Source organism: Candidatus Accumulibacter meliphilus, from assembly GCF_036625345.1.
GTDB lineage: Bacteria > Pseudomonadota > Gammaproteobacteria > Burkholderiales > Rhodocyclaceae > Accumulibacter > Accumulibacter meliphilus.
On sequence record NZ_JAZKTZ010000018.1, the window covers coordinates 66,817 to 77,465 of the forward strand.

The 10,649-nt window shown below is 63.3% G+C and carries 12 protein-coding genes; 9 read left to right on the forward strand and 3 right to left on the reverse strand.

The features are described 5' to 3' along the window. Position 1 precedes the first annotated feature (1 nt). On the reverse strand, positions 2-1,681 hold the full coding sequence (gene ptsP, locus V5B40_RS23635; RefSeq protein WP_332356848.1) for a phosphoenolpyruvate--protein phosphotransferase: 1,680 nt from the start codon (positions 1,679-1,681) through the stop codon (positions 2-4). A gap of 439 nt (positions 1,682-2,120) precedes the next feature. Between ptsP and V5B40_RS23640 the strand changes: the two genes are divergently transcribed. The 3 genes from V5B40_RS23640 to V5B40_RS23650 all read left to right on the forward strand — a co-directional run bounded on the left by V5B40_RS23640 (position 2,121) and on the right by V5B40_RS23650 (position 3,519). Further along, positions 2,121-2,552, forward strand: a complete 432-nt coding sequence (locus tag V5B40_RS23640) for an Hsp20/alpha crystallin family protein (protein WP_332356849.1) — start codon at positions 2,121-2,123, stop codon at positions 2,550-2,552. A gap of 11 nt (positions 2,553-2,563) precedes the next feature. Next, positions 2,564-2,944: an Hsp20/alpha crystallin family protein gene (locus V5B40_RS23645; protein ID WP_332356850.1), complete on the forward strand. Its 381-nt coding sequence runs from the start codon at positions 2,564-2,566 to the stop codon at positions 2,942-2,944. A 68-nt stretch (positions 2,945-3,012) separates the two neighbouring features. Beyond that, entirely contained in the window at positions 3,013-3,519 is a 507-nt protein-coding gene (locus tag V5B40_RS23650) for an Hsp20/alpha crystallin family protein (protein ID WP_332356851.1), read from the forward strand. Positions 3,520-3,722: 203 nt separating this feature from the next. On the opposite strand, the gene V5B40_RS23655 is transcribed toward V5B40_RS23650, so the two are convergent. Then, positions 3,723-4,088 carry a hypothetical protein gene (locus V5B40_RS23655; RefSeq protein ID WP_332356852.1) on the reverse strand — a complete coding sequence of 122 codons (366 nt, stop codon included), beginning with the start codon at positions 4,086-4,088 and terminating at the stop codon, positions 3,723-3,725. Between the two features lie 307 nt (positions 4,089-4,395). Between V5B40_RS23655 and V5B40_RS23660 the strand changes: the two genes are divergently transcribed. The 5 genes from V5B40_RS23660 to V5B40_RS23680 all read left to right on the forward strand — a co-directional run bounded on the left by V5B40_RS23660 (position 4,396) and on the right by V5B40_RS23680 (position 8,811). Continuing rightward, the gene (locus tag V5B40_RS23660) at positions 4,396-5,856 is read left to right on the forward strand and encodes a DUF2868 domain-containing protein (protein ID WP_332356853.1); all 1,461 of its coding nucleotides are present in this window, start codon (positions 4,396-4,398) and stop codon (positions 5,854-5,856) included. Next, a complete protein-coding gene (locus tag V5B40_RS23665) occupies positions 5,853-7,370 on the forward strand; it encodes a DUF3482 domain-containing protein (RefSeq protein WP_332356854.1) in 1,518 nt (505 codons plus the stop codon). Before V5B40_RS23660 ends, V5B40_RS23665 begins: the two co-directional genes overlap by 4 nt. 13 nt (positions 7,371-7,383) lie before the next feature. Next, entirely contained in the window at positions 7,384-7,707 is a 324-nt protein-coding gene (locus tag V5B40_RS23670) for a DMT family transporter (RefSeq protein ID WP_332356855.1), read from the forward strand. A gap of 11 nt (positions 7,708-7,718) precedes the next feature. Then, entirely contained in the window at positions 7,719-8,039 is a 321-nt protein-coding gene (locus V5B40_RS23675) for a DMT family transporter (RefSeq protein WP_332356856.1), read from the forward strand. Between the two features lie 181 nt (positions 8,040-8,220). Then, complete coding sequence (locus tag V5B40_RS23680; RefSeq protein WP_332356857.1) at positions 8,221-8,811, forward strand: 1-acyl-sn-glycerol-3-phosphate acyltransferase; 591 nt, start codon at positions 8,221-8,223, stop codon at positions 8,809-8,811. Positions 8,812-8,844: 33 nt separating this feature from the next. Here the strand turns inward: V5B40_RS23680 and V5B40_RS23685 are convergent, their stop codons facing one another. Continuing rightward, complete coding sequence (locus tag V5B40_RS23685) at positions 8,845-9,510, reverse strand: 3'-5' exonuclease domain-containing protein 2 (RefSeq protein WP_332356858.1); 666 nt, start codon at positions 9,508-9,510, stop codon at positions 8,845-8,847. 274 nt (positions 9,511-9,784) lie between these two features. Here V5B40_RS23685 and V5B40_RS23690 point away from each other — a divergent pair, with 274 nt between their 5' ends. Next, positions 9,785-10,516 carry a ParB/Srx family N-terminal domain-containing protein gene (locus tag V5B40_RS23690; RefSeq protein ID WP_332356859.1) on the forward strand — a complete coding sequence of 244 codons (732 nt, stop codon included), beginning with the start codon at positions 9,785-9,787 and terminating at the stop codon, positions 10,514-10,516. The last annotated feature ends 133 nt before the right edge of the window (positions 10,517-10,649 follow it).

The window sequence follows — 10,649 nt, forward strand, 5'->3', positions numbered from 1 at the left end:
CTCAAGAATGGCGAGCCGATGTCCGCGGCTCGACTGGGGGCGAAGGCACCGGACTGCGGCGATGCCAATCGTCCAGTACCAGCGCCCGGATGTCCGACGTGGAACTCGATTGCAGAACCCGCCGGGCCAGATCTTCGGCGTCGCACCAGCGCGTGGATCGAATCGCGTGTTTGATGTCGAGAAGCCGACCGGGACTGACGCTCAAGCTACGGAATCCCAAGCCGATCAGGAGCTTCGTATAGACGGGATCACTGCCGATCTCGCCGCATAGCGAGATGGGCTTGCCCTTTCTCGCGGCAGTGCGCACCAGCCTGGCCAGGACTTGGATGACTGCCGGATGCAGCGGGTCATAGGTGGACACCATCTCCTCACTTATCCGGTCGGCGGCCAGCAGAAACTGCACCAGATCGTTGCTGCCGACACTGAAAAAGTCGACCTCGTCGGCGAGTTGCCGGACAAGGATCGCGGCCGATGGCGTCTCAATCATGGTACCGATGCGAATGCGAGGGTTGAATGACTGGCCCGCTGTGGCGAGATCGGCTTTGACCTGTTTGATGGCGGCCTTGGCGGCACGCCGTTCGTCCAGCCCATCGATCATCGGCAGAAGAATCGCCACCGGATGCGAGGCGCTCAAGCGCAGTATGGCCCGCAGCTGCGAATGCAGGATCGTCGGGTTGGCGAACAGGAGCCGCATGCCCCGACAACCGAGCGCCGGATTGCCTTCACGTGGCAGCGGAAAATAGTTGAGCGGCTTGTCGCTGCCCACATCGAGAACGCGGATCACGGTTTCGCCTGGCGGCAGATGTTCCGCCGTGCTGCGGTAGAAGTTGTACTGCTCGTCCTCCGAAGGAAAATGATCCTGCACCATGAAGACAAACTCGGTGCGATACAGCCCGACACCTTCGGCCGTTACGCTTGCCGCGGCGACGGCGTCAGCCGTCTGCCCGACATTGGCACTGAGCTTGATGGCAACGTCGTCGAGGGTGATGGCCGGCAGGTCGACCAGGTCCTTCAAGGCGCTCCTGTGGACCTGCAGGTCGACCTGCAGTTGCGCGTACTTATCGACTACCTCCGCTTCGGGATTCAGGAAAATCCGTCCAGCCAGGGCGTCGACGATCACCAGGTCGCCGTTGCGAATCTGTTCGCAGGCGTTCGGGACATGCACGAGCATCGGGATGCCGAGGGAGCGTGCAAGTATCGTGGCGTGCGTGGTCAGGCCGCCTTTCTCGACGATCAATGCGCGTACGCTTCGGCCTTCCAACTGAGCGACAACGGACGCCAGCAAATCGCTGGTGACCACTACGCATCCGTCCGGCAGTTCCGGCGAAATCGGCTGCCCACCCTGGGCCAGCTGGTCGAGCAGACGCCTGCCGACGTCATGCAGATCGCTTGCTCGCTCACGGAAGTAAGCATCGTCGAGGCTGGCGAAGAGGACGCTCAGCTGCTTTATCTCTTCGTCCACGGCCGCCTGGGCATTCATGCGCTTGTCGAAGCATAGCGCGCGGACCGCATCGCGCAGCTCCACGTCGCGCATGAGGAGGATTTGTACCTCGAAAACCTCCGCCTCGTCCTCTCCGAGCGTACGGCGAACTCTATCCTGAATGGCCAGCAGTTCGCCTTCGGCGGCGACGACGGCGGCATCGAAACGGACCATTTCCATGCGCGCCTCGGCCTCGCTCACCTCCCTTCACGGAATGGCGGTCGACCGCCTTGCGCAGTCACATAGCATGGCTGGCCCACGCGCAAGACCGGTGGACGCCACCTGGCCCAGAATCATCGCCGCGGCCAGAGTCGGGTGGTCGCTATTGTTCATGTGCTGATCCTGCTTGGCAGTATTCATCCGTCGTCTGAATGGCAGTGCACGGGCTGCGCCACCGACCGTGTCCGAGCGCCTCGAAGAAATCCTGGCTCACTACTGCTGCCATGGTGAGGGCAACCATCTCACGGCGCTGAAAAGCGTTCTTGCGTCCCATTCGTTTGGCGCGGAGTGCACGCTTATCAGACTCTAATCGGGTCGGCGGCGTGAAATTCAAGGCCTTGAAGTTTGCGGAGGTGCACACAAATTGGTTGTGAAGGCGGCGCTCCTGCTGCCTGACATTGACACTACAGGAGGTCAAGAAATGCTCTATCGTTCGCTTTTCCCGCGCGACTTGTTCGCGGACCTGGATCGCCTGCAACGTGAGATTCAGCAGAATTTTGAGATTTCTCCGAGTATTCGTGGCCTGACGCGTGGCTTTCCCGCCATGAACGTGGGCGGCACCCCGAAATCCGTCGAGATCTACGCCTTTGCGCCGGGCATTGCTCCCGAAAGCCTTGAGGTTCAGGTTGAAAAAGGCGTCCTCACGGTGGCCGGAGAGCGCCAGCTGGATGCGCTGCCAGAGAAAGCCACTGCGCATATCGACGAACGTTTTGCCGGACGTTTCCGCCGGGTGGTGACACTTCCCGACGATGTCGACACGACCGCCGTGGAAGCCCGGTATCGTGATGGCGTCCTCCATATCACAGTGCCCCGAAAGGAAGCCGCTCAGCCGCAACGTATCATCATTCAGTAAGGAGAACAAAGATGACCGACAACACCGCTGTCACCAAACAAGCCGAAACCAGTCGCAGCGATAGCGCCCTGCTGCCACCGGTGGATGTCATTGAAGACGCAAATGGCATCACACTCTGTGCTGACCTACCGGGCGTGCCGAAGGAACGTTTGGGCCTGCAGATCGAGGCCGGCACGCTGACCATCGAAGGTGAAGTGACACTGACGATACCGGAAGGCATGGAATCGAGTCATGCCGAAGTGAACCTGCCGCGCTATCGCCGCGTGTTCACGCTTTCCAAGGAACTGGACACCGAGAAAGTCGGCGCCGAGTTCAATCACGGCGTGCTCAAGCTGCGCATCCCGAAAGTAGCACACGCGCAGCCGCGGAAAATCGAGGTAAGGCTTGCCTGAGCGACGAAGGGGCGGTGCGCTGCCGCGCCCGCCCCGGCAACGCTGTTCATCGACGATGGAGGTGAAGAATGAAACTGGACACGCTGAAAGAAAACCTGGGAAGTTTCTGGGACAACATGGCGGAGGGCTGGCGCCATCTCCGGCAGTCTGCCGCCGAAGCACTCACTCGTTTCAACCCCGGCGAGAAGACCAACATGCCGGCGCGCGCCGAGGTAGACGATGACGCCTACCTGCCGACCATGGGTTGGTCGATGCTCGGTGGCGATATGTTCGAGGATGACAAACGCCTGGTAATTCGACTGGAGGTGCCCGGAATGGAGAAGGAAGACCTGGACATCCAGATCCACGACGACAGTTTGCTGGTGACCGGCGAAAAGCGCTTTGAGCGGGAAAGCAGTGAAGGCCGCTGGCGGGTAATGCAGCGCGCCTATGGCAGTTTCCGCAGAGCGGTACCCCTGCGGGTGCCGGTCAAGGCCGACCAAGCCCGTGCCAGCTACAAGAATGGCGTGTTACGGGTGGAGTTACCCAAGCGGGAGGCGGGGACTCCAAAGGTCGTGAGCATCAATGTTGGCTGAGGGAAAGAACCTCGCTGGTGAGGTCGTCGGCGCCAATACCGCGGCCTTCAGCCGACCTTGTCCAGCCGAACTCAGTGACCTGTTTGGTCAGGTTCCGGAAATGCCCAGGGAACTGCAAGTGCTCAAGGTGGGGAACATCGGTCCTGCTGGCTCGACGTCCGAGGCCACCCTTGTCGCCCGACCAAGGAAGAAGCGACCGGCTGCTAGCTCAGCTTGCACTCGTTAGCCAGAGGGCGGCCGGTCTTGGCGTCCATCAAGACGCTCTTCCAGGGCAGATCGATCCATAGCAAGCCATGCTGCCGATCCTCGTAGCGAGGCAGGCCCGAGCTCGAGTCGTAGCGCAGCAAGGTTCGCTGCTTGCCCTGCCACTCAAGCTCGATCATGCGAATGTTTTGTGCATTGCGCTGCACCAGCACGCTACGCCCGAGCTCACAGAAGTAGACCCCGCTACCGAGCGGAATCTGCAGCTGTCCACCCTCGCTGGTGATACCCGGTTGTGGGACGGAAACGATCGACGAAGGCTGCTGGAAAAATGGGAAGGCACAGCCAGCAAGGACTAGCGGCAGCATGGCGATGCTGATAATGACGGGGCGATGCACGGGCACGCGGAAACCTCGAATCACTGATTGGTAGGAAGGTAACGGGAAAGAGCATGACAGATTTCTCGAAAACGACAAAATCTTCAGGCAGGTGACGGCATGGCTTGCAGCAAAGCACGGCAACAAGTGGCAGCGTTCTGCGGTTGACAGGGCTGCCGTGGCCAGAGACACTCTCGCCGGTGTGCACGCCTACGCTCCGAAAACGCCCCGCTCATAACAGCCCGCGTTCCCTTCCTCCGCGTTCCCTCCCTCACTTCCTTTCTGATCCCGCCCGCCGATGAATGAACGCGACGTCCTGCTGACCACTGCGGTGCGCGCCGTCGAGAGCGTCGACGCGGAGCGGCAAAGTTGGACCGACGAGGACCGTTCCTGGTCCAGCCAGGCAGCGGCAGAAGCAGTCGGGGAAGGCGCCCCAGCCGCCGTATTCGTCGCCTGCCGCGCCCAGTTCGCTTTCGATCGTTTACGGCCGCGAGATCCCGGTTTCGTTCGTCTGGTCGACAATTTGCGGTGGCGGGGCTGGATCGGCGCACTGGTGATGCTGGTCTCCTTTATCGCCGGCGTACTCATTGATCGCATCGGATCCGGCCAGAACATCAACCTGCTGGCGCCACCGGTACTCGGCTTGCTTGCCTGGAATCTGGCGGTCTATCTCTTGATCCTGGTCAGCAGCTTGCGCCGTGGCGGCAAGCCAGCCAACGAAGCGGGCCCCTTGCGCCGCGTGCTGGTCGGCTTCCTGGCCGGCAGCGGTCGCCGGCTAAAGCAACGCGGGGTGCTGATGCCCACGCCCGTCCAGCCCAGGTTACTGAGCGACTGGAGCCAGATCGCCGCACCGCTCTACGCCGCACGGGTCGCGCGCCTGTTGCACTTCTCCGCGGCGCTTTTTGCCGCCGGCATCGTCACCGGCCTCTATCTGCGTGGGCTCGCTTTCGAATACCGCGCCGGCTGGGAGAGCACTTTTCTTGGCGCCGACGCGGTGCACCGCCTGCTGAGCGTGCTGCTGGCACCCGGGCTGTGGCTCACCGGCAGCGTCCTGCCGGACGTCGACGGTTTGGCGGCAATCCGCTTCGGCGTCTCGCCACCCAGCGAAAACGCCGCGCCATGGTTGCATCTTCTCGCCGCGACGCTGTTCATCGTCGTTATCGTGCCGCGCGTCGCGCTCGGCATTGCCTGCGGCCTGCTCGAACGGCACCGCAGCAGCCGCCTGCTCGACGACTTTGACGATCCCTATTACCAGCGCCTGCTGCACGGCTACCAGGCCGGACCGGTTCATCTGAGCGTGATCCCCTACAGCTATCATCCAGCCACGGCGACAATGACCGGGCTGCAGCGGCTGCTCGGACGCGTCTTCGGGGACAACGCACAGATCGCGTGGGCGACGCCGGTGAGCTATGGCGAAGAAGAGGCGCTGCCCGCGCTCGAGCAAGGCGGCGGCCGCGCTCCAGTCATTGCGCTGTTCAGTCTGGTCGCCACCCCCGAGCGCGAAACCCAGGGCGCCTTCCTTCGTGCCCTGCGCGCCCGGGAGGGTACCGGGCCGCTACTGCTGCTGGTCGATGAGGCGCCGTGGCGGGCCCGCTTCGACCCGGATCCACGACGCCTCGAACAGCGGCGTGCCGCCTGGCGAAGCGAGCTCGTCGATCTCGCCGAGCTCGGCCTCACCCCGGCTTTCCTTGATCTCGCGCAGGCCGATCTGCGCGCGGCGCAGGAAGAGATCGAACGCCGTCTGGAGGGCTCCGCATGAGCGCAGGTCGTATCTCTCTGTCGCTGATTTCACATACCAATGCCGGCAAGACGACCCTGGCACGGACGCTGCTCGGCTACGACGTAGGCGAAGTACGCGACGCGGCGCACGTCACCGTCGACGTCAGCGCCTACTCGCTGATCAGCACGCCCGAGGGCGACGAACTAACGCTCTGGGACACGCCCGGATTTGGCGACAGCGCCCGCCTCGCGAAACGACTGCGCCAGCAAGGCAACCCCATCGGCTGGTTCGTCGGGCAAGTCTGGGATCGTTTTCGTGATCGCTCGATGTGGTTTACGCAGCAGGCGGTGAGCAATGTCCGCGACCAGGCCGACGTCGTCCTCTATCTGCTCAACGCCTCTGAAGAGCCGGCCGACGCCGGTTACCTGGAACCCGAGCTGGCGGTTCTCGAGTGGATCGGCAAACCGGTCATCGTCCTCCTCAACCAGACCGGTCGCTCGCGGCCAGCCGCCGAGGAAGCGGCCGAACACGAGCGCTGGCGCAGCCTGCTGGCCAACTATCAGGTCGTCCGGGCGGTCCTGCCGCTGGACGCTTTTGCACGCTGCTGGGTGCAGGAGATCACCCTGCTGCACACAGTCGGCAAGATGCTGCCGGCAGAACGCGGGGAGGCCTACGCACGCCTGGTCGGCGCCTGGCAGCTGCGCCGCGAGCTGCAGTTCGAGGCCTCGATGGCGGTGTTGGCCGAGACACTGGCGCGCGCCGCTCTGGATCGCGAAACATTGCCGGAGACGCGCCTCACGGGAACGCTGCGCGACCTCAAGCGAGCCCTGGGTGTCGGTCGCGACGCAACGGCCAGCGACGATACCGCCAAGGACGACAAAGCGCACGCCGTGCAGGCGCTCGGTGCGCGAATCGACAGCGATCTGCAGGCCGGCCTCGACCGCTTGATCGCCATTCACGAACTCGAAGGCCACGCCAGCGACGAACTGCTGCGCCGCATCGCACTGACGGTGAGGGTCGAAGCGCCGGTCAATGAACGCAAGGCGGCGCTGATGAGCGGCGCGGTGTCCGGTGCGCTGACCGGTCTCGGCGTCGACATCGCGCACGCCGGACTGACGCTCGGCGCGGGCGTGATTACCGGCGCCGTCGTTGGCGCTCTCGGCGGCGCCGGGATTGCACGCGGCGTGAATATGGCGCGCGGTCGCCGCGGCACGACCCTGCGCTGGGACGACAGCTTCCTCTGCGAACTGGTCGTCAGCTCGCTATTGCGCTACCTGGCCGTCGCCCATTACGGCCGTGGACGCGGCCAGTGGCGAGAGACCGAGTATCCGGCGTTCTGGCCGCCACTGGTGAGCCGGGCCGTCGCCACTGCCAGGACAGCCCTGGTCGCCACCTGGTCGGGCCGCGAGGGCAGCCGCGAAAGTGGCGACGCCCGTACTGGCGTCGCCGCAAGCGGCCTGGCCCCGAGCACGGTCGCCACTGCGGCCAGGCCGCTGATCACCGAGCTCGCCCGCCAGCTGCTCGACGAGCTTTATCCCGCAAACCCGGTCTGACGGAGGAGCGAAGGTGGAATGGATCGTACTGCTGGTCGCCGGCCTTTTTGAGTGCGGCTGGCCGGTCGGGCTGAAGCTCGGCTGGTCGGAGAGCGGCGCCCTGTGGGGCTGGCTGGCCTTCGCGGCGATGAGCATGGCCGCCAGTGGTGCTTTGCTGCTGATCGCGCAGCAGCGGATTCCGATGGGCACCGCCTACGCCGTATGGACCGGCATCGGCGCCGTCGGCACCTTTGTCCTCGGCATCCTCCTCTTCGGCGAAGCGGCAACGACCGAGCGTTTTTTCTGCGTTGGCCTGATTGTCGCGGGCATCGTCGGCCTCAAGCTCGCGTCGAAATAGGCGCCAAGACCATGGACTGGATCGCACTTCTCGTCGCCGGCCTTTTTGAGTGCGGCTGGCCGCTGGGGCTCAAACTCGGACAGAGCGAGCGCGGCAGGCACTGGGGATGGATCAGCTTCGCTGGCGTCTGCATGCTTGCCAGCGGCGCACTACTGCTCTACGCGCAACTGAGCATCCCGATGGGCACCGCCTACGCCGTGTGGACCGGCATCGGCGCTGTCGGCACTTTCGCGCTCGGCATCGTGCTGTTCAAGGACGCCGCAACGCTGGCTCGTTTCTTCTGCATCGGACTGATCGTCGCCGGCATCCTTGGTTTGAAGCTGGTCGCCTAGCGGAGCGCCGGCGTCGGCGTGGGCGCGCAACCAGGCAGACGCCCGCTGCTCTTGCGATCACCGCGAACGGATTTATTGCACGCAAGTAGAGGCCCCGACAGGCGATAATGCAGCAGGTGTTTTAAACGCGCGGGTCGGCCATCCGGCAAGCTGCTTTGCGCCGTAACCAACAGGCAGACCCATGCACCGCACAATTTTCAGCACGCCGATCGTCAACACCCTGCTGCGCGCCTTCTCGGTGAGCTTTCTGAAGATCACCGGCTGGAAAATCGAGGGCAGCCTGCCGGCTGCCGCCAGCAAAAGCGTGTTGATCGCCGCGCCGCATACCAGCAACTGGGACCTCCCCTACACCCTGATGGTCGCCTTCGCCCTGCGGCTCAATATCTACTGGATGGGCAAGGCGGAGATTTTTCGGCCACCGTTTCGCGGTCTGATGAGGTGGCTCGGCGGCATCCCCGTGGTGCGCGAGACGGCCAACAATCTGGTCGCTGCTGCGGCGGCAGCGATCACCGCCGCCGATGGCCCGGTGCAACTGATCGTCCCGCCCGAAGGGACGCGCAGCAAGCGGCGGGAATGGAAGACCGGCTTCTACCACATCGCCGTCACCGCACAGGTACCGATCGTCCTGGCCTACATGGACTACGAGAAGAAGATCAGTGGCCTCGGAGAAATCTTCGTGCCGACCGGCGACGTCGATGCCGACATCGCCGCCATCAAGGCTTTCTATGCACCGTTCAAAGGCAAGAACGCCAGCCAGTACCACGCCGAGTAAGGCCACGGCGCCCCGTGCCGCAGGCGGCGGAACTCACTCGACAGGCGTGGCGGCCTCGGCAGACTCGAAAGTTTCATCAGCCACGGGAAGCGGCGGCTGGTGCAGGTCGAGAGCGTAAAACACCGCCAGAGCCGCATAAGCGTCATTCGCCGCGTAGAGCAACTGCTTTGGCAACAGCGCCTGGCGCGCCCAGTTCGACGTCGTGACCGAGCGCGATTTCTGCAGGCGCTGTCCCAGGACCATCGCCACCGCAGCTTTCGCGCCAAGCGTCTGGCGAATACCCTTCCTGCGCAAGGCGTCCGCCAGATCGACCATGGCCCGAATGCGGGCGCCAAGCTTGCTCAGCAGCACCGCCCGATCCGACTTGAGCCCGAAGCCGATCTTCACGACAGCGTCTGATTCGACGATGCTCTTGATGAACTCGCACGCCGCTTCGCCGTCGACGCGCACGATGAAAGCCTGTTCGCGCAGCGCGAACTGGACGACGTGTGGCCCGCTGGCCAGTTCACCCTTGGCAAAAGTCGGCTTGCTCTCGGTATCGAAGCCGATGAAAGCAGCGCGCTGGATCGCGCCTCGCGCGGCCTCGAACTGCGCTGGCGTCTTCAGCAGATGAATGCGATCAAGGGTCAGGCCGGCAAAAGGCGGGAGCTGCGCAATTTCTTCTCTGGTCGGCCGCTGCGGACCCGTCGCATCTATCATTCGCTGCATCACTTCGCTGGAGAGAACTACCTCGTTACCTGGTTACATCTGCGCGAGAAGCGCAAGCATCAAGGCGCAGATTATCGTCGAAACCGCTGTTGGGCGCAGGGTTGAATCTCCGGCCTGTGTCGGCATAACATCTCGAGAGCTGCAAACTCGGCACCGAAAAAGTCCGCAACCGGCTCCGTCTCCACAAGCGCCGGGCGCAGTCCTGGACGGGCAGCACGCAGCCTCCCCAAACCACCCACGACGCCCACCACACCAGGAGCGATCAATGTCCAAGAAGAATGACGAGGTATGCGGTTTTCTCCCCAAAATCGACGCACACAGCCCGCAAGGTACGCTGGGACGTCTCAAGCTCAGTAATCTCAAGCCCACCCAGAACGCCGTCGGCATGGACGAAGTGAACGCCAAGGTAGCGAACATCAAGGACAAGAGCGACAGCGCGCTGGAAGACTATCTCCTGCCGCGCGCCGTCCCGGTGATCATCGGTAACGACGGCCAGTACTACCTGATCGACCACCACCATCTGAGCATCTCGCTGTGGCGTGCCAAAGGCGACATGGAGGTCCCGGTCATGGTCACGCGCAACTGGAGTTGCATTGAAGGAAGACACTTCTGGAAAGCGATGGCCACCAACAACTGGGTGTACCCTTTCGACGCCATGGGCGCCGGGCCGAGCAATCCCGACACTCTGAAACAGCACGTCAAAGACCTCGACAACGACCTCTACCGCAGTCTGTCGTGGCTGGTGCGCGAAAACTACGGCTACGTCAAGGATCCGAACAACGCCATCTTCGCCGAGTTCAAATGGGGCAGCTTCTTCCGCACCCGCGTGATCTTCGACGAGCAACTGACGTGCAAGAAGAACTGCATGGAGATGACCCTGGAAGACATCCGTAAAGCCGACCCCGACGACTACGCCGACAAGATCGGCTGGGCACGCTATTTGGCGAGTTCGCCGGAGGCCGCCGGGCTGCCGGGCTTCGTCGGTCGCTCGGGATAGCGCAGGCGCGCGTCCCGAAACAACTGCGTCGCGAGCCTATTCAGCGGAGAGTTACACAGTGGTGATGAGAACCGTCGTAAAAACCGAATGGGCACCCAATGAGGTGCCCATTTTCTTGTGCTCTTGGCACGCC

Excerpts from the sequence above, each read along its gene's own strand:
- V5B40_RS23640 (WP_332356849.1), top strand. The coding sequence starts at position 2,121 with ATGCTCTATCGTTCGCTTTTCCCGCGCGACTTGTTCGCGGACCTGGAT.
- V5B40_RS23645 (WP_332356850.1), top strand. The coding sequence starts at position 2,564 with ATGACCGACAACACCGCTGTCACCAAACAAGCCGAAACCAGTCGCAGC.
- V5B40_RS23650 (WP_332356851.1), top strand. The coding sequence starts at position 3,013 with ATGAAACTGGACACGCTGAAAGAAAACCTGGGAAGTTTCTGGGACAAC.
- V5B40_RS23655 (WP_332356852.1), bottom strand. The coding sequence starts at position 4,088 with ATGCTGCCGCTAGTCCTTGCTGGCTGTGCCTTCCCATTTTTCCAGCAG.
- V5B40_RS23660 (WP_332356853.1), top strand. The coding sequence starts at position 4,396 with ATGAATGAACGCGACGTCCTGCTGACCACTGCGGTGCGCGCCGTCGAG.
- V5B40_RS23665 (WP_332356854.1), top strand. The coding sequence starts at position 5,853 with ATGAGCGCAGGTCGTATCTCTCTGTCGCTGATTTCACATACCAATGCC.
- V5B40_RS23675 (WP_332356856.1), top strand. The coding sequence starts at position 7,719 with ATGGACTGGATCGCACTTCTCGTCGCCGGCCTTTTTGAGTGCGGCTGG.
- V5B40_RS23680 (WP_332356857.1), top strand. The coding sequence starts at position 8,221 with ATGCACCGCACAATTTTCAGCACGCCGATCGTCAACACCCTGCTGCGC.
- V5B40_RS23685 (WP_332356858.1), bottom strand. The coding sequence starts at position 9,510 with ATGATAGATGCGACGGGTCCGCAGCGGCCGACCAGAGAAGAAATTGCG.
- V5B40_RS23690 (WP_332356859.1), top strand. The coding sequence starts at position 9,785 with ATGTCCAAGAAGAATGACGAGGTATGCGGTTTTCTCCCCAAAATCGAC.